The sequence below is a fragment of the Cytophaga aurantiaca DSM 3654 genome (genome assembly GCF_000379725.1).
Lineage (GTDB): Bacteria > Bacteroidota > Bacteroidia > Cytophagales > Cytophagaceae > Cytophaga > Cytophaga aurantiaca.
In genome coordinates this window covers 36,113-57,760 of sequence record NZ_KB903636.1, presented here as the reverse complement: position 1 = coordinate 57,760, position 21,648 = coordinate 36,113, and the positions used below count along the sequence as shown (strand labels likewise).

Below are 21,648 nucleotides of genomic sequence, written 5' to 3'. Positions count from 1 at the left end.
CGTAAGAAAACGAACACATGTATCAAGAAAAGCAAATATGCGTATCAAATCAATATTACACATGGCAGCACTGGTTGCTATTCAATCAAATAAAGAAATTACAGAATTCTACGATCGTAAAATAAAACAAGGGAAAGCAAAAATGAATGTTATAAACGCTATTCGAAATAAATTAATACATCGTGTATTTGCATGCGTTAGAGATAATAGAAAATATGAATATATTTATACCAATGCACTTGCATAAACCATAGAAATCCACGGCGAAAACATCCTCTTTAGCTGCTTTATTCAAAATTTTAGTTCCCGCATTTGGAAATTGAAAATTCCCCCATATCTTTGTAAACATGAAAACAATGACAGGAACTAAACAATGGTGGTGGTACGTGAACTAATCGGTTCGTGAACATGCTGCTGTGTCCTGTTTGAAAATATATCAAAAATGAGGCTTGCTGTTCACGGCAAGCCTCATTTGTTTTATACACCCCAAGGATATTCTATTTATGAAAACATATACATTAAAGCTTCGCTATAAAAAAATACTTGCTGATACAACCACACCGGTAAGCATGTATTTAAAATTACGCGATAAGTTTCCGCAGACCATGCTGCTTGAAAGTTCGGATTATCATGGCAACCAGGATATTTATTCTTATATCTGCTGTAACCCGATCGCCGGAATTAAAATAGATAAAGGATATTTTACTGAATACTATCCGGATGGCACAACAACCAATCTTGAAATTGAACAGGTAAATGTTCCCGCACAGATTACAAAATTTGTAAAACGTTTTAAGGTTGACGAAAAGAAATTCCCGTTCACCAGCAGTGGTATTTTTGGTTACACGGCGTACGATGCTGTCCGTTATTTCGAAGACATAAAAATAAAAACCTTTGAAACGGAATACCGCAAGATTCCGGATCTGCAATACCATATCTATCGTTTCATTTTGGTATTTAATCATTTCAATAATGAATTAACCATCGTTGAAAATTATCCGGAAGGCGCTGAATACGGCGATAAGAGCTCAATCGAACAAATCGAAGCGTATTTAAACAGTCGCAACTTTGCTTCTTATGAATTCAGATTAGCTGATCGCGAAGAATCTAATTTCACAGACGAAGAATTTTTAAAAGTTCTGCAAAAAGGAAAAGAGCACTGCCGTAGAGGCGATGTATTCCAGATTGTTCTTTCACGCAGATTTTCCAGACAATATATAGGCGATGATTTTAATGTATACAGAAGTTTACGTTCTATTAATCCGTCTCCGTATCTATTCTACTTTGATTACGGCAGCTTTAGATTATTTGGTTCATCTCCTGAAGCGCAGATTGTTGTGAAGGAAGAAAAAGCAAGCATCTATCCGATTGCCGGTACATTCCGCCGTACAGGTGATGATGTTAAAGATTACGATCTGGCAATGCAGTTATTAAATGATCCGAAAGAAAACTCGGAACACATCATGCTAGTGGATCTTGCGCGTAATGATCTTAGTCGTCATTGTCACGATGTGGAAGTTGAAACATTAAAAGAAGTACAATATTATTCGCACGTGATTCACCTGGTTTCAAAAGTAACAGGCAAAATGGATAACAAAGATGCGTTTATGAATATTGTGGGCGATACATTCCCTGCGGGTACCTTATCGGGTGCACCAAAACACAATGCCATGCAGATCATCGATCGCAACGAACATGGCAACCGGGGTTTCTATGGCGGTGCAATCGGTTTCATTGGTTTCAACGGCGAATTCAATCATGCCATCATGATCCGCACGATTATGAGTAAAGACAATATCTTATTCTATCAGGCAGGTGCCGGTGTTGTAGATCTGTCGGATATTAATAGTGAGCTGCAGGAAGTGAACAACAAATTAGCAGCGCTTAAAAAAGCCATTGAAATGGCTGAACAAATTTAAACAGGAAGTATCATGAATAAGAATATATCCATACTGGTTTTAGACAACTACGATTCGTTCACATATAACTTGGTGCACATTATTAAAGCATTGGGTTATACAAATGTGGAAGTACATCGCAACGATAAGATCACTGTTGAAGAAATTGCACGTTTTGATAAAATATTATTATCACCCGGACCGGGCATTCCATCCGAAGCAGGTATTTTGCAGGATGTGATCCGCACCTACGCTGGTAAAAAAAGCATCTTTGGTGTGTGCTTAGGCCATCAGGCAATTGGCGAAGTATTTGGCGGTACCTTAACCAATCTTGAAAAAGTGTATCACGGTATTGCTACTAAAACTAAAATTTTAGATTCAGGAGTTTTGTTTGCAGGTATACCACATGAGGTCACTACCGGTAGATATCATTCATGGGTAGTAGATCGCAAAGATTTTCCGGATGTATTGCAGATCACTGCGGAGGACGATCAGGGAAAGATCATGGCGTTAAAACATAAAACATTAGACCTTGTTGGCGTTCAGTTTCACCCGGAATCAATCTTAACAGAGTTCGGACAAAAGATGATGCAAAACTGGCTGGAGTCCGAAGGGACAAATTCCAAATAACAAAACACAAATTCCAAACCGTTCACCTGGCGCCAGTCCTCAGACTGGTGTCTATCATTCCGTAGTCTTTGACTACATGTTTATTTAATGAAACGCAGTCAAAGACTGCAAAATTATGGACACGAGTCCCGCTTCGCTAAGACTCGCGCCAGGTTAGTTTATAATCCTTAAATAACACGATCAATTTATTTGATACATATATAATAGTATGAAAGAATTATTACAGCAGCTGACCAGTCATTATCGCTTAACAAAAGACGAAGCGAAAAATGCCATGTTGGCTATCGGAAACGGAACGGTAAATGCAGCGCAGGTTGCCGCATTTATTTCTGTATATATGATGCGCAGCATTACTGTTGCGGAATTACAAGGGTTCAGAGAAGCGTTGTTGGAAATGTGTCTGGATGCGGATTTGTCTGAATATAATCCAATTGACATTGTCGGTACAGGCGGAGATGGAAAAGATACATTTAACATTTCTACCTTATCCTGTTTTGTAGTTGCAGGTGCAGGTATTAAAGTTGCCAAACATGGCAATTATGCTGTGTCTTCAAGCTGCGGTTCTTCAAACGTGGTTGAATACCTGGGTTATAAATTTACCAACGACAAAAGTGCACTGCGTAAGCAAATAGAAGAATCAAACTTCTGCATGCTGCATGCACCCTTATTTCACCCGGCATTAAAAAATGTTGCTCCCGTTCGTAAAGAAATCGGTATGCGTACCATTTACAATATGCTAGGTCCCTTGGTAAATCCTGCACTCCCAACGTATCACATGCTGGGTACATTCAATATGGATCTTGCACGTTTGTATGGTTACATTCACCAAAGTCTGAACAGCAAGTTTACCATCATACATGCGCTTGACGGCTACGATGAAATCTCGTTAACCGGTGGCGTGAAAGTAATTTCAAATCATATAGACCGTGTACTTGAACCGGATGATCTTGGATTGCATATCTGCAAACCAGAAGAATTATCCGGAGGAAAAACGGTTGAGGATGCCGCGAAAATCTTTATTGAAGTATTGGAAAATAAAGGCACCCGTGCTCAAAAAGAAGTTGTTATAGCAAATGCAGGGATGGCCATTTCATTGGCAAAACCCGACATTTCATTATTCGATGCCATTGCTACGGCCCGCGAATCGTTAGAGAGCGGAGATGCATATGCATGTTTTAAAAAAGCAGTTAAGTAATTTTATAGTATCAAGCATTCATCCCAACCTGATGAATCTGTTTTGGTAAGAATTAATAAAATTGATCATGAATATTCTGGATAAAATAATTGAACATAAGTGGATAGAGGTTGCCGACAGAAAAGCACGCACTTCCGTTGAAGAACTTCGCAAGTCGCCTTTATATAGCAGACCAACACTTTCGTTTAAAAAATATTTAAGCAATCCGGCGTTAAGCGGCGTAATTGCTGAACACAAACGTCAGTCTCCTTCAAAAGGAATCATCAATGCAAACGTTGATCTGAAGCAGGTTGTAACCGGTTACCAGGCGGCAGGTGCAAGTGCGTGTTCGGTGTTGACTGATACAAAATTCTTTGGCGGTACAACCGAAGATCTGCTTCAGGCAAGAGCTTTGATACAGATTCCGATTTTGCGCAAAGATTTTATGGTAGACGAATACCAGATCGAAGAAGCCCGTGCCATGGGTGCAGACGTTATTTTATTGATCTCGGCATGCTTAACTCCGCAACGCATCAAAGAATTGTCGGAGTATGCACACAAACTGAATTTAGAGGTATTGCTTGAAGTTCACAATGCGGAAGAGCTTGAAGGAAACTTGATTGATACCGTTGATGTTATTGGTGTAAATAATCGAAATCTTAAAACATTCGAAGTAAGCATCCAGACTTCGATCGATATAGCAAAACATATTCCGGATCGTTACATCAAAGTTTCTGAAAGTGGCATCGATGATCCGAAAACCATTATTGAATTGAAAAAACATGGCTATACAGGTTTTCTGATCGGCGAATCATTTATGAAAACCAATGATCCGGGTGCGGCTTTGAAGAAATTAGTAGCTGAGTCTAAGTAAAAAATACAAGTTGTCGGACGACAAAAAAGTCGTCTGACAACTGTTCAATAAATAACATTATCAATATGAAACTGAAAGTTTGTGGTATGAAGTATCCGGATAATGCGGGAGCAGTGGCAACGCTGGCGCCAGATTATATGGGCTTTATTTTCTACAAACCTTCAAAAAGATATTGTGGTGAAACGTTAACACCTGAATTTGTAAAAGCACTTCCTGCATCTATTATAAAAACAGGTGTGTTTGTAAATGAATCCTTGGAAGAAGTACTGCGCATCTGTTCTGCATACGGATTTAAAGCGGTTCAATTGCATGGACATGAAACTCCTGAATTTTGCCTTGCTTGTAAAAAAGACGGATTGGAAGTGATCAAGGTTTTTCATGTAGGTGAAATAATGGATTGGTCGATCTTAGAACCGTATAAAAAAGTAGCGGATTATTTTCTGTTCGATACCAAAACCCCTGAATACGGTGGCAGCGGCAATCGTTTCAACTGGGAGATATTAAAAGAATACGACAACAAAATTCCATTGTTTTTAAGCGGTGGTATAGATGAATCCATTCTCAGCGAACTTAATACGCTTTCAAGTGTTAACATATACGCACTCGACATTAACAGCCGCTTTGAGTTAGAGCCAGGATTAAAGGATGTAGAGCGTGTTAGAAAATTTGCACAAAGCCTAAAGCCGAAGGCTTAAAGCTTTTAGCTCTTAAATTAAGATACTATGAAACTAATAACATATATATCGTCCACACGATGGCGATTTTAAGAGAATTAGAATAAGAGATCGTACAATAAAACTATACAAACACTCGCTTTAAGCATTAAGCTTTTAGCCTTAAGCATACACAAAATGAATTATAACGTCGATAAAAAAGGATATTACGGAAGTTTCGGAGGAGCATTTATTCCCGAAATGCTGTATCCAAATGTTGAAGAGCTTCGTGAGAATTATTTAAAGATCATCAACAGCGAATCTTTCCAAACTGAATACAAAGATCTGCTTCGCAATTATGTAGGCAGACCAACTCCTTTATACTTCGCAAAACGTTTGTCTGAAAAATACAACACAAATGTTTATTTAAAGCGCGAAGACTTATGTCACACAGGTGCACATAAAATCAATAACACCATCGGACAAATTCTTATCGCAAAGCGTATGGGCAAGACCCGTATCATTGCAGAGACCGGTGCTGGCCAGCATGGAGTAGCAACCGCTACAGCTTGTGCCTTAATGGGCATGCCTTGTGTGGTGCACATGGGTGCTGTTGATATTGAAAGACAAAAGCCGAATGTTGAGCGAATGAAAATGCTTGGGGCTGAAGTAATACCTGCCATGACTGGAAGCAAAACGCTGAAAGACGCAACCAACGAAGCTTTACGTGATTGGATCAACAATCCGGTAGATACGTTCTACATTATTGGTTCTGTTGTGGGGCCGCATCCATATCCGGATATGGTAGCACGATTACAGGCAGTGATCAGCGAAGAAATTATGAGTGAGCTGCAAACAATCACCGGCAATCCAGAACCGACGCATGTGATCGCCTGTGTTGGCGGGGGCAGTAACGCTGCAGGAGCATTCTATCATTTCCTGGATCGTAAAAATGTTGAGTTAATTGCTGTTGAAGCTGCAGGTGAAGGTATATACTCCGGTTATTCTGCGGCAACAACGTTCTTAGGAAAACCTGGAGTGTTGCATGGCAGCAAAACCTTATTAATGCAAACAGAAGACGGACAGGTTGTAGAACCACACTCTATTTCTGCAGGTCTGGATTATCCGGGCATCGGGCCCATGCATGCACATTTATTTGAAACGGGGCGTGCAAAATTTATTAGTGCAACCGATAAAGAAGCTTTTCAAGCTGCATTTATGCTGGCACGCACTGAAGGCATCATTCCTGCATTGGAATCTGCACATGCAGTGGCAGCACTTGAAACTCTTACATTCAAAAATTCAGATGTTGTTGTTGTGAATTTATCCGGCCGCGGCGATAAAGATATGATGACCTACATTACACGCAAAGAAGAATTTTTAACAAAGAACTAATATGGAAACTACAACTAAAATTTCAAATCGATTAACTGAGTTGTTCCAAAAGAAAAGTAACAACTTACTGAATATATATTTTACTGCAGGCTATCCCGCAATCAATGATACTGTAACTGTTTTGAAAGCGTTGGAAAAAGCAGGCGTTGATATGGTAGAGATCGGGATGCCTTATTCAGATCCGGTTGCAGACGGACCAATCATTCAACAAAGCAGTTTAGATTCTATTAATAATGGCATGACCATTAAAACATTGTTGGGGCAATTGAAAGATATCCGTAAAGAAGTTACCATACCAATTTTGGTAATGGGCTACTTCAATACCGTGATGCAATATGGTGTTGAAAAATTCATGCAAGAAATAAGTGCTATCGGTATTGATGGTGTTATTCTTCCCGACCTGCCACTTGATGAATACACAGAGCATTATCAAACTTTGTGTGAATCGCATAATATTTCGAATGTGTCATTGATCACACCAAACACTTCGGATGAACGTTTGCATGTAATTGACAACATTACACAAGGTTTCATCTACATGGTTTCTACGAATAGTACCACCGGAAACGATGCGAAAAAGACAGAAGATAATCACGATGCGTATTTCAGCCGGATCAAAAATATGGGACTGAAAAGTCCACGTATGATCGGTTTTAACATCAAAAACAAGGAAACTTTTGAAGACGCCTGTGCTTATGCGAATGGGGCAATTATCGGATCGGCATTTGTCCGGATGTTATCGACAAGTAAAAATATTGAAGCCGATATTATCCAATTTGTGCAACGTATAAAAAATTAAAAATAAGCCCCGCGGAGCCAGCGGGGCTTATTTTTTCTCTTTCCCTTAATTCAAGGTATTGAAATAACAAAAGGTTACAGTTTTTCATTTTTTTTATTACCCTCACATTCACAACCTTTGTAACTTGATTTCAGTTAAATACTAAAAAAAGAGTTTGAGTATGAAGAAATTATTACTATTAACAATTTTTCTCTCTTTAGTATCTGTAATCGCTCAGGCATCTGATTCTACATTTATATACGGAACATGGAAATTACAATCCTACCATATTTATACCAATGGAAAAGGGATGGATACCACCTATTACACAACAGGTCATATTGAGTTTAAAGTAAATCACACCTATGAAACTGAATATTTTCAGATGTGTTTTATGGAAGGAAATAATTATGTATGCCCTCAAAATACAGGCGGTACATGGGAATTTACATCTGATAATGTACTTAAGTTAACGTATAACGAAAGAGAATTGGTATGCAACGGCCCATGCCCGGATATTATGTCGCGGCATGGTGTTTATGTCAAAAAACTCAACAAAGATATTATGGTTCTGCGAACCGAATACTATAATGGCAAACGCAAGCACCGTTTGGTAATTGACGCTTATTTGGTTAGAAAAATTGAGTAGTTCCATTTTTTTTATAACTTAGTGAAACGCACTTTTTAAATCAGCACCGTTTCACATATGATTGTTATTGATTTATTTATAACAGAAAAATGTATCCGCGATTCAGTTGGCCCAAATTATGATTTGGATGATGCCAAAGTTGAAGACTGGATCTATACAATCATTTCCACTATAGTGGCGCATGGTGCCAAAAAAGAATACTCGATTCTTATTCACGTACCCAAATCATTAACGACGCTTGATGCTGCAAATATCAGCGCAAAGTTGAATGAGTTCTATCTGATACACACAACGGAATTAAAAAACGAATTGATGGTAATGAAAACGCAATCATTGGATGCCTTGAGCAAGGGTGTACCCATTATGATTGCAGCACTCAGCCTTAATTTCGTAATTGAAGATCGTTTAAAAGGCTACGATGAGATTCGTTACTTTGACTTTATTATAAAGAATCCATGTACATTTTTGGATGGGTAAGCATGTGGAAACCCATTGAATTATTTTTATACGACCGCTGGCCTCTAAACAGAAAATTAAAATCATACGACAAAATGATTATCACACCAATACAAATTCTTCCATCTTAACATATTATCTATCATGAAAAAAATAATTCTATCTCTTGGAATTCTGGCTACCTTATTAAGCTGTGAAACCAAACCCAAAGAAGTTCCTACCGACCCAAGCGACACCTCAGATGTCATCATTAATGATTCAACTGCTTTAGGAAAAGTACTTGAACTAATTCCATTAAAAGATTCTCCGGAGTTTAGTGATGCTATTTTAGAATTAAACAGTCCGGCAGAAGGCACTGTTTTAAAATCCAACAATGTTAAATTTTCTTACGAAATAAAAAATTATCAATTAGCTAAACCTACTGTTGAAGGTTCTTGCGCGATCAGCTGTGCAAACTCAGACAAGGGACAACACATTCATTTGATCTTAAATAATGCGCCATACCAGGCTAAGTATAGCCCATCTTTTACAGACACCTTGCCGGATGGTCATTACATTGCACTATCGTTTCTTTCACGTTCGTATCATGAAAGCTTAAAACATTTTGGTGCATCGGATCTAAGACAATTCACCGTTGGAAAAGCAACACCTGAAAAAGTTGACCTTACTAAACCATTGCTATTTTATAGCAGACCAAAAGGCGAATACAAAGGAAAAGACACCGCAAATGTATTGTTGGATTTCTTCCTTGTAAACACAACCTTATCTGAAACAGGTAACAGAGTAAGAGCTACTGTAAACGGCAAAAGCTTTATCATTACTGACTGGAGAGGTTATATCTTAAAAGGATTGCCGCTTGGCGAGTCAACGATCAAGCTAGAATTGTTGGATGCTTCAGAAAAACCAATTCCGGGTAAATACAATGTAGTGGAGCGTAAAATTACGTTGCTTCAGCAATAAATTATACCGATTACTCCATCACTTCTCTGAGAATACTAATAGAATGGAGGTCTCCGAAGGATTCAATCTGGTTTTTATAAAAAGCTATAAGGATATCGAGGGCCTCCCTTCTATGAACATTTGTTGATGCAAAGGATTCAAAATAGGTAAACTTCATACAATTTTCTATATAGGTTATAATTTCCTGAGAAGGCTTATATAAACTATTTTCCCAAACACTTTTTACTTCTGCAGGAAAAAATCCCAAATAAAAAGAATACCGCAGCATAAACGACGCATGAAAATTCAGCGTATTTTTTTCAATCTTATCCAAGGCATGAAAAGAGTGATATAAAAAATCAAACAATTCATGATTGGCGACTTCTTCTTTTAATGTTTTCAAAAGTATTTCTGATAGAAAAATAGAAATACTTGTTTTATGAATATCAAAAGGAATTGTAAAATAAGGTTCGGCACAACGGCTCTCTGAAATGCGTTGCAAGCCATGGTTGTTCTTGTGATACACAACCATATCTAAAAGTGTTAAAGGCTGAAATAATGCGATCTTGTTTTTTGCTTTACTGCTGCGGACACTGTTTACAATATACGATTGCAATCCAAAGGCTTCTGTATATATTTTTGCGATAATAGATGTATCGCTGTACTTGATATAATTTAAAACGATGCCTTTGGTTTTATGCAGCATTATTGAATGATCGCTATTTTACCAACAAACTTCTGTTCTCCTTTTTCAGTAGTTGCAAACACAAGGTACATGCCTGTTTCAGCTCTTACTCCAGCGTAGTTTACAAGATTCCATGTTGCAGTACCACCATTAGAGCGTGTTTCATAAAACAGTTTACCTTGCATATCTGTAATTTTAACCATTACATTATCCTGTAATCCTTCAATCGCTACGACACCTGAAAATCCCGGGCGAACCGGATTCGGGAAAATTTTTGCGCCACTAAAATCTGTAGTCTCCGATACAGTAGCATCAGACCTGTATGAAATCATCCCTTGATCTGTTGCAATAAATACTTCTCCAGTTAACGGGTGTATATCAATTGAAATAATGTAGTTTGAGTAAAGCGGACTATTTACCGTAGTGAAAAAATGTATTGCTTCCGTAAAATTATCATTGAATAACCATAAACCTTCTGTTGTGCCAACCCATTTTCTATTGCCTCCATCTGTTTTAATACACGTAATACTTTTATCAAACAATACGCCGAAGCCATTATATATAGGCGCTACAAAAGACGATGAGAATGCCCTTGACGGATCATAAAAACCTGCAATGCCCTGATCACTTCCCACCCATACAACACCTTTTCTGTCAATTTCAATACAATTTATTTTATTGCTTGGCAAATTGCCTCCGGTTGCTCCGGTAGTAAAATACCGTTGCTGATAGGTTTTATTGTCAAAAATCATCATGCCCTCATTTCCACTGAATCGCATCCATTTATTCCCAAACGAATCAATTTTTATTTGCAGTAAATTCAGGTTTTCTACTTTGGCTGTATTCATCGTATATGAACTCCATGCTCCTGCTTTTGTCTTTGAATAAAGGCTTGGAGAAAATTGAGGGGTTTTATATGTAGTAATCCACAATGTTCCATCTTCATCGGTATCTAGTCCCGTTACATAATTTGATTTAAGTGGACTGTTAGTAGTATTTATTTTAACAAACGTATTAGGCTTTTTAAAAGCAACCATGCCATCTCCAAATGAACCTATGTATAAGGTATCATCAAAAGAATTATAGCTAGCAACAACGTTATCTGAAAAACCATCCGGGAAATTACTATTGTATCTATAATAACTTACCCATTGGTTTTGATCCTGAAATTCATAAAACCCATCTGCATTATAATTACGTGCAAAGGCATTGTCATACCCGCCTGAATTTGCAAGCATCGTATTTTTGTAATAATACAAATTAAATGTTTTGTTGCTGAATGGCCCATTCAAAGATACCTGGCTATCGTTTGTACCATCCAGTTTAATAAGGCCATTGTTTAAATCTGCCATCCATATAGAACCCGATTGATCATACACTGCATCATGAATATGTCCTGCATAAGAAGGAATACCAACTGCACTATATGTTGTAGCATTTTGTATGGAAAATAATTTTGATCCTGCGCAAACAAGTAGCTTATTATTTGAGTTAACCAGATTCCAGCACTCGGCATCAATCGTTAAGCCAATATTTTGCCATGTACTTCCTGTCAAAACAAAAACTCCGGTTTGCTTTACTCCTGCATAAACTCTTCCGTTCAGTTCTCCAACTGAATTAATGCCCGTAGTAGATATATTTGTATAGACTTTCCAATTGGTAAAATCCATTAAATTCACACCAGGCTTATTATATCGCCCACTCATTAAACCGTATTCTGTAGCAAGAAAAATAGAATCCTGATTTGCATTTAATGTTGCTCCATAAACAATGTTCGGTAATCCTCCGGCTCTCAAATTCATCCAGGACTCTATTACTTCATTTCGCTTTAAATCAATTACTGTAACACCATAATCACATGAAATAAATGCTACCTGATCATACAGTGTTATGTTATTGATCTTCTTTGAGCCCGCAACGTTTGAACGGAAAATAACATCAAAGTTAGATAATGAACCATTTTTGATAATATCAATATTGCCATTTGAATAACCGATCAGTCCTGTATTTGTTGATTTATTAAAACGAATGACTTCAATATCACTTTGTGTCAATCCATCGATCTTCGATAAGGATGCAACGTGGTTGTCTGAAATATCATATGTAAAACTGCTTTTGACCGAAGCTGCATAGATTTTATTATTTGCTACAGAAACTGTAGCAACAGATGCAGTAGATAAATGGGTACGCCACACGCCGATCGGAACATTTGAATTTGTTTGTCCAATGGCACTAAACGTGTAAAATAAAAGTATGAAGAATCCAAAAAGGCGCATAGGAGTTGATTTAAACCTTTACTAAGAACGAATTTACAATTAGTTTATGGTATTCAAACCCCTTTTTATTCTGAATTCATACATTTTATTTAAGATGAACCGTTTAACAAAAAGGTGCTAGTTTTTTCATTATTGAAATGAGTAATGTAACTTTGATAAAATATATAAATAACAGAACAATATGAGCCAACTTCAACTAGATAAATCAACCATTCAATCTTATGGAGTAGCACTTTCTGAAAAACTTGTTAACGATTTTTTTTCCAAAAAGGAAAGTATCAAAGGCGAGGAAATTGTTCGCTTTACTGAAATAGAACAATTGAATTTTTTTATTTTAATGAATTTATTTGATCGCTGGAAGGATGAAATAGGGCGACTAAAAAGTCCTTATTTCAATTACGAAGAAGAAGAAGTTGCCCTTGCATTGAAAGCCTTTGTGAATAAGGTTTCCAGACATATTGTTGTTCGCAAAGAATTCTTCAAACCCTTGGTTCAAAAAAGCATTATTGATACATTAACCTATTTACTGAATCCTTCTGAATTCATTGAGCAGGAAATCAATAAAACGGATCGAATTACGAAATCAGATTTACTGGATAAGGAGAAGTTTTTCAAATTATACAAAGACACTTTTCAGCTTTGGATTGCGAAGGTAAACAGCATGCATGATGGTGCCCTTGATGTAAACGAACTGATTAAGGCATATACAGCTGTTGCACCGAAGCAGCATGTGGTTCAATATTCTGATCCAATCGTTGATAAATTCAATCAATTATTAAAGCTAACGTTATTGGTTTCTCCACCTCAACAAGCTAATGTTGAGAAACTTGTAAAAATAACCCCTCCTGAACCTAAAGTTGAAACAGTTCAACCAAAGCCTCTTGAAAATCTGGCGAATCAACCTGCTCCCAAGCCTGCGATTTCAATAAATGATCAGATCAAACAAAACTCTCAATCAGGAAATTCTATTGCAGAGCGTTTAAGTAAAAGTAAAATCGAAGATATTAAATCTTCCATTCCTCTTAATCTAAAGTTCTTATTTATAAACGTATTGTTTGATGGCAAAGTAAATGAATACAACGATGCGCTCTCACACATCGAACAATGTTCTGATTTTGAAACAACACAAAAAGTCTTAATAGATACATACAGTAAGAAAAATAAATGGGACTCTCGTGTAGAGGAGCGTGATGAATTTTTCAAAATTATTGAACGTAAATTTTATTAAAAAAGAAAAGGTTCATAAATAAAAATCCCTTCCTGATTGCAATCAGGAAGGGATTTTTATTTATGAAGAATTATTTTTTCTTAATGTCCTGCAAGCACCTGTCCTCGGTGCGAGTCGAGCTTCAGGAATACAAACAACAATATTGTAAAGGACCACAACGAAGAGCCTCCGTAGCTAAAGAATGGTAGTGGAATACCAATTACGGGGAACAAGCCAATTGTCATACCGATATTCACCATAAAGTGAAAGAGAATAATACTTGCTACACTATAGCCATATATCCGCGAGAAACTATCTTTTTGCCGTTCTGCAAGAAAGACAAGCCGCATCATAAAGAGCACATACAATGCGATCAATACGGTGCTTCCAAACCAGCCATGTTCTTCACCAATGGTACAGAAAATAAAATCGGTGCTTTGTTCAGGAACGAAATCAAATTTTGTTTGGGTTCCTTCCAGAAATCCTTTTCCAAAAAGGTCACCTGAGCCAATAGCGATTTTAGATTGGTGCAAATGATATCCTTTACCTTGAGTATCCAATTCGGTATCAAATAATACCATGATCCGATTGCGTTGGTGTTCCTGCAATACCTCGAAAAAGATCTTGTGTACAGCCAACACAAATCCAATGCTCATCACATAAATGGTCAAAATTACAATCAACCGATTTGTCAATTGTTTTCTTGTCATACGTAATCTGTTGATGATAAAATACAACATGAACAATCCAAACAGTACTGTTAAGCCAATTAAAATGGGATTAGAATAATACTGTGCCAGACCAGATTTTGCATGAACAATAGCACCGGCAGCTTGTGTTGCGGCAGCTTGTCCGGGATTCCCCACCGCCAGTGTCAATACAAATAATAATGTAACCGATACCCCGATCAGCAAAAGCGTGCCTGGTAATCCTTCTCTGTACATGACTAAAATGAACGCGCAAAAGACAAGCATACCCCCTGTTTCATTTTGAAGAAGAATGAGTGCGCATGGAATGAGCAAAAGAATTCCGGCTTTAAACATCACATCAAAACGTTCGATGTTAACGCCTAGAGTCCCTAGGTAGCGTGCCAGAGCAAGTGCCGTAGTGAATTTTGCAAACTCTGCAGGCTGCACACGCACAAAGCCTAAATCCAGCCATGAATGTGATCCGTTTACTTCCTTACCGATGAAAATAGTAGCGAGAAGAATGATCATGGATATCACATAAAAGATATATGCAAAGGTTGAATAAAATTTATAATCGATTACAAGAATGGCTACAATCAATAAGAATGCCCCTCCGATCCACATAAGTTGCTTACCGGAGTTTATAGAGAAGTCAAAAATATTACTTACTGCTTCCGGATCGTACACAACTGCATAAATATTCAACCATCCTAAAAATACAAACAGGATATAAAACCCAACCGTTATCCAGTCAATGTTATTGGTAATATTTATTTTTTCATCCGAACGCATTACGGTTTTATTTTTACTTTATGTAACAGATTTTTCTCCAAAATCATTTTTTCCAATGGTGCTTTCGTGATCGTATCTTTTAGATATTTTTCAATCATCAAATGCGCAATCGGTGCTGCAGTCATTGCACCAAAGCCAGCATTTTCAACGTACACAGCGATTGCAATCTTAGGTGACTGTTTAGGAGCGAATGCAATATATACCGAGTGATCATCTCCATGCGGGTTTTCAGCTGTTCCGGTTTTACCGCAAATTTCAATGTCCTTTACCTGTAACCAATATGCTGTACCGCCTAATACTACCTGAGCCATGCCATCAATAATCGGATCGAAATATTTTGGTTCAACAGAAGATACATGTTTCTTTTTATATTCTTCCAAAACATGCCCGTCTTTACCAATTGATTTAATAAAGTGTGGTGTTATATACCAACCTCTATTCGCAATCAATGCGGCCAGATTTGCCATTTGAATAGGGACCACGTTGATCTCCCCCTGACCGATACTTAATGAATAGATGGTAGAAAATTTCCAATGCAGATCACCATATATTTTATCGTAGTATGCATTACTTGGAATGTTTCCGCTTTTAGAACTTGGCAAATCCACAAGCATCTTCTGGCCAAAGCCCATCGTCAGCATGTTTCTACGCCATTCGTCGTAATTGATTTCCGTGTCTTTAAATTTATTCTGAACCAAATCACGGCTGATCATTTTTTTAAACACCATATAAAAATACGGGTTGCACGACCATTGTATTGCGCCACGCAAATCCTGCGGAGATGGATGCTGGTGACAATTCACCAAAGACTTATCGCAAGGAAAACGTGTCTTATCTGTTATAGCTCCTTCTTGAAGTGCCACAGCAGCCTGCGCCAGTTTAAAGATTGAACCGGGAGGATACATCGCCATCAGAGGGCGGTTAAATAAAGGTTTGTATGGATCCTTTTCAAGTTCATGATAGTTTGCTGAATATTTTCTACCCGTTAATAAATTAGGGTCATAAGAAGGTGAAGATACAAATGCCAATATTTCTCCTGTCTGTGGTTCGATTGCTACCACACAACCAATTTTGTTTTGCAAGAGTTTTTCTCCGTATTGCTGCAGCTGAATATCGAAAGTAGAGATGAGATTTTCTCCTGGTGCTGATATGGTATCATACGCACCACCACGGTATTTCCCTTTTAATACGCCATGTACATCTTTCATGATGTATTTCACTCCACGTCGGCCACGCAATTCTTTTTCATAATACAATTCCAAACCGCTTTGTCCAATGTAGTCACCTTGTTTGTAGTAACTGCTCTCCTGTGCTTTTAAAGCTTTGGGGCCAATTTCACCGATGTAACCCAATGCATTTGCGGCAGAAGCATATGTATACGAACGCACTGTACGAGCTTGTGTATATAAGCCCGGATAATCCTGCATGTAATCCTGCACGTGTGCAAAATCTTCAAGCGATAGTTGTTTAAAAAGTGTTTGTGGTTTATTGCGGCTGTATCCAATATTTTTTGCAGGATTTTTTATATCAGACATCAATTTTTTAAAATCCGCAGGCGTAGTTCCAAAGCGGGTGCAAAACAACGCTGTGTCTGCAAGTTTAAATTCTTTGGTTACAATTGTTATATCAAAAACAGGTGTATTAAAAACCAATAGATCACCATGACGATCGTAGATCAAACCGCGGTAGGGATAATCAACAACCTTTTCAATTGCATTGATCTCGGCTTCGATCTTATAAGAAGAATCAAGTACCTGCAGAAAAAACAAACGAATAACATAGATCAAGCCAATGGCTATCATTATTGCCTGTACGATAAATCTTCTTTCCTGCATGGTCTTTCCTATCTGGTATTGCGTCTATACAAGAACAAAAATTGATATAGCATTACCACGATTAATGTAAACAGTGTAGTGCCGATAATTTTAAGCAGGGACGTACCAAGATGAAATGAACCGATCGATTCAATAATAAATACCAATGTAGTATGAATGAAGATCATGATGAACGCATACAAGGTATGCCATTGAATTCCCATGTTAAAAATATTAATGGAATCCTGTGATTCATACCCACCTTGCGGACTTAGTAATTTTATGATGGATGGCCTGAAATACATGATGATCAATGCCGCAGAGGTATGTACACCCGGTGTGTTAAAGAAAATATCAATTGCAAACGTAAAGCAAAATGTAATAACCAGGATTGTTATTTTTGGCAAATAAAATGGGAGCTGTATTAAAAAACCCAAATAGATAAAGCAAGCCGCCGCATCCCATAATGTGGTGGTTCTAAATACCAATACCTGTATTAAATAGATCAGTAAGGCATGTATGAATTGCTTAACTATATCAAGTACATTCATTATCTTTTAGTATCTTTTATGAATGGAGCTTCAAGACTATCCTTTTCTATTTTCAATATATTTTTGATCACAAAAACATAATCCATAGCTGTATAATCCGTAGCTAATTTTACGTCAATGTTCCAGTATGCACCGCCCTCTTCTTTCACGTTTTTTATTGTACCAATCATTAAGCCTTCCGGGAAAAGCGTTTCCTTATAACCCGATGTTACGATGGTATCGCCTACTTTGATCTTATGATGCCGGCCAACATTTGTGAACTGTACGATAGCTGGGTTGCTGCCATCCCATTGAATGATGCCATCTGCTTTGGTATTTTTTATGCGGGCAGAAACGGACCATTTTGTATTCAAAACAGAAATTGCTGTAGCAAAATTTTCTGAACAGGCTTTGATCTGACCGGCTACACCATTGGGTGAAATAATCCCCATACCAACAGTCAAGCCGTGACGGGAACCTTTATCGATTGTAAAAAAATTATTTGAATAGAGTGTGCTGTTATTAATAACACGTGCAACGGAATAATTGAATTGCTGAACTTTTAAGATCGATACTGATGTGTCTGCATTGATCGAGTTCTTTTGGATCTCTTTTGCTAATTGATTTTTTAATTCGGCATTGTCTTTTGCTAACTGTGCATTGACTTTCGTTAAATTAAAATAACCCGTAATAGACTTATCCATCTCAAGTGTTTTGCCGACAATATTTTTAGACGTACTAAAATAGGCAGCACCCTGATATGGATTGTAGCTTACGATACATCCTAAACAAAAGAGTTCCAGGCATAGAAATACCAGGAACACTCTTAAGTTATATATGAATTGAAATAACCGATACATCTATTATTCGCAAATCAAATCATCAATACCGCGCGGTATCTTTTTACATCTTTTACTGCAATGCCTGTACCTTTTACTACCGCACGCAATGGATCTTCAGCTACGTGGATCGGCAATTTTGTTTTCATTGCAAGACGTTTATCCAAACCTCTCAACAATGCACCACCACCTGTTAAGTGGATACCATTGTCATAAATATCTGCAGACAATTCGGGCGGAGCAATTTCCAATGCTTTAAGAACTGCTTCTTCAATTTTAGAAACTGATTTATCTAATGCGAATGCAATTTCAGAATAAGAAACTTTGATGACTTTAGGAATACCTGTCATCAAATCACGACCGCGGATTTCAAAATCTTCCGGAGGATTATCTAATTCTGTTAATGCAGAACCTACTTCAATTTTCAAACGTTCAGCAGAACGTTCACCGATCAATAAGTTGTGCTGACGGCGCATGTAGTCTAAGATATCTTTGCTGAATACATCACCTGCAATACGGATAGATTGTTCGCAGACAATACCAGATAATGCGATTACTGCAATCTCTGTAGTACCACCTCCGATATCTACAATCATAGAACCGATAGGTTGCTCAATGTCGATGCCTAGACCGATTGCTGCTGCGATTGGTTCGTAGATCATGTATACTTCTTTCGCGCCCGCGTGTTCAGCGGAGTCACGTACGGCTCTTTTTTCAACCTCTGTAATACCTGATGGAATACAGATTGCCATACGATACGATGTTGGAGCAAGAAAACTTTTTCCTTTATCGATCAACTTGATCAAACCACGGATCATTTCTTCCGCAGCGTGGAAATCGGCAATTACACCATCCTTAAGCGGACGGATTGTTTTAATATTTTCGTGTGTTTTTTCATGCATCTGCATGGCTTCACGACCGATTGCTTTTACTTTGCCTGTAACTTTGTCTAAGGCAATAATTGAAGGCTCGTCAACAACTATTTTATCTTTGTAAATGATCAGGGTATTTGCTGTACCCAAATCGATTGCAATGTCACTCGTGAAAAAATCAAACATTCCCATGTATATATCTCCTTAATTTCTGGTTTTCCGTACTTCAAATTACAAATTTTATTTATATCTCCGATATATTCAATCAATTATCTGAAATTTCTTATTTCTCAAATTAATGTTTGAAATGACGGAAGCCGGTACAAACCATTGCCATGTTGTGCTTGTTGCAATAGTCGATCGACTCCTGATCTTTGATAGATCCGCCCGGTTGTATTACGGCAGTTATACCGGCAAGGTTTGCCAGCTCTACACAGTCCGGGAAGGGGAAGAACGCATCCGACGCCATCACTGCTCCTTCAAGGCTGAAGCCAAATGCTTTCGCTTTATCAACTGCTTGGTTTAAAGCATCTACACGAGATGTCTGTCCAACGCCGCTTGAGATCATACGATTCTCTGTTGCAAAAATAATTGCATTAGACTTTGTATGCTTCACCAATTTATTTGCAAACAACATCGCCTTCTTTTCAGCTTCTGTAGGAATACGAGTTGTAACAGTTTTAAAATCTTCCAGTGTTTCTGTCTTCGAATCTGCATCCTGCTCGATCACGCCATTCAACAATGTTTTAAATTGTTTTTTAGCGAATGTAACCGGTTTACGAAGCAATAAGATTCTATTTTTCTTACTCATCAGGATATCCAATGCATCCTGATCGTATTCCGTAGCGATCAATACTTCAAAGAATAATTTATTCAATTCTTCAGCAGTACCTTTGTCAACTTTCGTGTTTGTGATGATTACACCACCAAAAGCGGAGATCGGATCAGATGCCAAAGCCAATAGATATGCTTCTTTGCCCGTAGGAGCTGTTGCAATACCACAAGCATTGTTATGTTTCAGGATCGCGTATGTAGTGTCTGTAAACTCATCGATCAAGCTAACCGCAGCGTCTACATCTAATAGATTGTTGTAAGATAATTCCTTTCCGTTCAACTTGTCAAACATCGCGTTCAAGTCGCCATGGAAGGTACCTGCCTGATGCGGGTTTTCTCCGTAACGCAGTGTTTGTGATGTACGAATGCTGTGTTTGAAACCAGTGATATCATCGCCAGCGAACCAACGATGGATCGCAGTATCGTAATGAGAAGTAATGTCAAATGCTTCGCCGGCAAATTTGAAACGATCTTCAATATCTGTAGCACCGCCTTTTGCATCTAAGATCGCTTCCAGTACACCGTATTGTTCTTTCGACGCAAGGATCACAACATCTTTGTGATTTTTAGCTGCAGCACGGATCAGGGAAACTCCACCAATATCGATCTTCTCAATGATTGCCTGTTTCTCTGCACCTGAAGCAACCGTTTCTTCAAACGGATACAAATCCACAATTACTAAATCAATTTCAGGAATGTTGTATTGCGCGATCTCTGCCTGATCGCCTGTATTTTCGCGGCGATTCAGAATACCACCGAATACATTCGGGTGAAGCGTCTTCACTCTTCCTCCTAAAATAGAAGGATAGCCTGTTAAATCTTCAACCGCAGTAACAGGTACTTTCAAGCCTTCAATGAAGCTTTGTGTACCGCCTGTAGAATATATGGTTACTCCATTTGCATGAAGTTTTTTCACTAATGAATCAAGATTGTCTTTATAGAAAACAGATATTAATGCAGATTTGATCTTTTTGCTTGCCATGATCGTGATATAGAAATTTATAGAGATTTATTTATTTGTTCTTCGATAACTAAAGGGAAGTGTGCGTATTCGAGTGCGTGTATTTTCTCTGCAACAGTCTCCGGAGTATCTGTTGAAAGCACATCAAAGCGTACCTGAAATACAACTTCACCTTTGTCGTATTCTTCGTTTACTTTATGAATGGTGATACCGGTTTCTTTTGCTCCTGTTTCAATAACAGCTTTGTGTACAAACATTCCGTACATGCCTTTACCGCCAAAGTTTGGTAATAAAGCCGGATGAATATTTAAGATGGTGTTTGGAAATGCGTGGATCAGATTTTTTGGGACCAGCCACAAAAAGCCTGCAAGTATAATCCACGAAATACCGGCTGCTTTAAGTTCATCTATAATAATGTCCGAATCTTTAAACTCTGCTTTCGTGAAGACCCGTGTAGGTACGGAAGCAGCTTCAGCGCGTTTAAGTGCATAGGCATCAGGATTATTCGATAAAAGCAGAGCGATTTCAACTCCTTCTTTTTCTTTAAAATAATCTATGATACGTTGTGCATTTGTACCTGAACCAGAGGCAAATATTGCTACTTTAATGGGTTTTGAAGCCTGCATGAAACCTAATTAAGTGGCAAATATAGTGAATTTTACCATGTTAGGCGCAACATGTTGAAAACGATAAAAGAGGAGTT

20 protein-coding genes and 1 pseudogene are annotated in these 21,648 nt (G+C 37.9%); 12 read left to right on the top strand and 9 right to left on the bottom strand.

The genetic code is table 11. The features are described from left to right. The 11 genes and pseudogenes from A3EE_RS0109970 to A3EE_RS0109920 all read left to right on the top strand — a co-directional run. Positions 1-247: pseudogene (locus tag A3EE_RS0109970) on the top strand (IS110 family RNA-guided transposase); the annotation flags it as partial. Positions 248-503: 256 nt separating this feature from the next. Further along, entirely contained in the window at positions 504-1,919 is a 1,416-nt protein-coding gene (locus A3EE_RS0109965; RefSeq protein WP_018343301.1) for an anthranilate synthase component I family protein, read from the top strand. 12 nt (positions 1,920-1,931) lie between these two features. After that, positions 1,932-2,528 carry an anthranilate synthase component II gene (locus A3EE_RS0109960; protein ID WP_018343300.1) on the top strand — a complete coding sequence of 199 codons (597 nt, stop codon included), beginning with the start codon at positions 1,932-1,934 and terminating at the stop codon, positions 2,526-2,528. Between the two features lie 208 nt (positions 2,529-2,736). Continuing rightward, a complete protein-coding gene (gene trpD, locus A3EE_RS0109955) occupies positions 2,737-3,723 on the top strand; it encodes an anthranilate phosphoribosyltransferase (protein WP_018343299.1) in 987 nt (328 codons plus the stop codon). A 67-nt stretch (positions 3,724-3,790) separates the two neighbouring features. Beyond that, positions 3,791-4,576, top strand: a complete 786-nt coding sequence (trpC, locus tag A3EE_RS0109950) for an indole-3-glycerol phosphate synthase TrpC (protein WP_018343298.1) — start codon at positions 3,791-3,793, stop codon at positions 4,574-4,576. Positions 4,577-4,641: 65 nt separating this feature from the next. After that, entirely contained in the window at positions 4,642-5,271 is a 630-nt protein-coding gene (locus tag A3EE_RS0109945; protein ID WP_026209716.1) for a phosphoribosylanthranilate isomerase, read from the top strand. Positions 5,272-5,427: 156 nt separating this feature from the next. Then, complete coding sequence (trpB, locus tag A3EE_RS0109940; RefSeq protein ID WP_018343296.1) at positions 5,428-6,624, top strand: tryptophan synthase subunit beta; 1,197 nt, start codon at positions 5,428-5,430, stop codon at positions 6,622-6,624. Position 6,625: 1 nt separating this feature from the next. After that, positions 6,626-7,423: a tryptophan synthase subunit alpha gene (trpA, locus tag A3EE_RS0109935; RefSeq protein ID WP_018343295.1), complete on the top strand. Its 798-nt coding sequence runs from the start codon at positions 6,626-6,628 to the stop codon at positions 7,421-7,423. A gap of 160 nt (positions 7,424-7,583) precedes the next feature. Next, the gene (locus A3EE_RS0109930) at positions 7,584-8,051 is read left to right on the top strand and encodes a hypothetical protein (protein ID WP_018343294.1); all 468 of its coding nucleotides are present in this window, start codon (positions 7,584-7,586) and stop codon (positions 8,049-8,051) included. Positions 8,052-8,108: 57 nt separating this feature from the next. Then, positions 8,109-8,528 carry a hypothetical protein gene (locus A3EE_RS0109925; RefSeq protein ID WP_018343293.1) on the top strand — a complete coding sequence of 140 codons (420 nt, stop codon included), beginning with the start codon at positions 8,109-8,111 and terminating at the stop codon, positions 8,526-8,528. Between the two features lie 123 nt (positions 8,529-8,651). After that, positions 8,652-9,467, top strand: coding sequence for a hypothetical protein (locus tag A3EE_RS0109920; RefSeq protein WP_018343292.1), 816 nt, complete (start codon positions 8,652-8,654; stop codon positions 9,465-9,467). Positions 9,468-9,477: 10 nt separating this feature from the next. On the opposite strand, the gene recO is transcribed toward A3EE_RS0109920, so the two are convergent. Together recO and porZ are read right to left on the bottom strand one after the other, a co-directional pair. Beyond that, a complete protein-coding gene (gene recO, locus A3EE_RS0109915) occupies positions 9,478-10,152 on the bottom strand; it encodes a DNA repair protein RecO (RefSeq protein WP_018343291.1) in 675 nt (224 codons plus the stop codon). Then, positions 10,152-12,407 (bottom strand): type IX secretion system anionic LPS delivery protein PorZ, encoded by a 2,256-nt coding sequence (gene porZ / locus A3EE_RS0109910; protein ID WP_018343290.1) that lies wholly within the window; start codon positions 12,405-12,407, stop codon positions 10,152-10,154. The genes recO and porZ overlap by 1 nt, the downstream gene beginning before the upstream one ends. Positions 12,408-12,588: 181 nt before the next feature. On the opposite strand from porZ, the gene A3EE_RS0109905 reads away from it, so the two are divergent. Continuing rightward, positions 12,589-13,635 (top strand): hypothetical protein, encoded by a 1,047-nt coding sequence (locus A3EE_RS0109905; RefSeq protein WP_018343289.1) that lies wholly within the window; start codon positions 12,589-12,591, stop codon positions 13,633-13,635. A gap of 80 nt (positions 13,636-13,715) precedes the next feature. On the opposite strand, the gene rodA is transcribed toward A3EE_RS0109905, so the two are convergent. The 7 genes from rodA to purN form a co-directional block, all read right to left on the bottom strand. After that, positions 13,716-15,095, bottom strand: a complete 1,380-nt coding sequence (gene rodA / locus A3EE_RS0109900; protein WP_018343288.1) for a rod shape-determining protein RodA — start codon at positions 15,093-15,095, stop codon at positions 13,716-13,718. After that, positions 15,095-16,930: a peptidoglycan D,D-transpeptidase FtsI family protein gene (locus A3EE_RS0109895; protein ID WP_018343287.1), complete on the bottom strand. Its 1,836-nt coding sequence runs from the start codon at positions 16,928-16,930 to the stop codon at positions 15,095-15,097. Before A3EE_RS0109895 ends, rodA begins: the two co-directional genes overlap by 1 nt. An 8-nt stretch (positions 16,931-16,938) precedes the next feature. Further along, positions 16,939-17,460 carry a hypothetical protein gene (locus A3EE_RS0109890; protein WP_018343286.1) on the bottom strand — a complete coding sequence of 174 codons (522 nt, stop codon included), beginning with the start codon at positions 17,458-17,460 and terminating at the stop codon, positions 16,939-16,941. After that, entirely contained in the window at positions 17,460-18,299 is an 840-nt protein-coding gene (mreC, locus tag A3EE_RS0109885; protein WP_026209715.1) for a rod shape-determining protein MreC, read from the bottom strand. The genes A3EE_RS0109890 and mreC overlap by 1 nt, the downstream gene beginning before the upstream one ends. Positions 18,300-18,313: 14 nt before the next feature. Then, positions 18,314-19,342, bottom strand: a complete 1,029-nt coding sequence (locus A3EE_RS0109880) for a rod shape-determining protein (RefSeq protein WP_018343284.1) — start codon at positions 19,340-19,342, stop codon at positions 18,314-18,316. A 103-nt stretch (positions 19,343-19,445) separates the two neighbouring features. Beyond that, on the bottom strand, positions 19,446-20,966 hold the full coding sequence (gene purH / locus A3EE_RS0109875) for a bifunctional phosphoribosylaminoimidazolecarboxamide formyltransferase/IMP cyclohydrolase (protein ID WP_018343283.1): 1,521 nt from the start codon (positions 20,964-20,966) through the stop codon (positions 19,446-19,448). 17 nt (positions 20,967-20,983) lie between these two features. Further along, entirely contained in the window at positions 20,984-21,571 is a 588-nt protein-coding gene (gene purN / locus A3EE_RS0109870) for a phosphoribosylglycinamide formyltransferase (RefSeq protein ID WP_018343282.1), read from the bottom strand. Between the last annotated feature and the right edge of the window lie 77 nt (positions 21,572-21,648).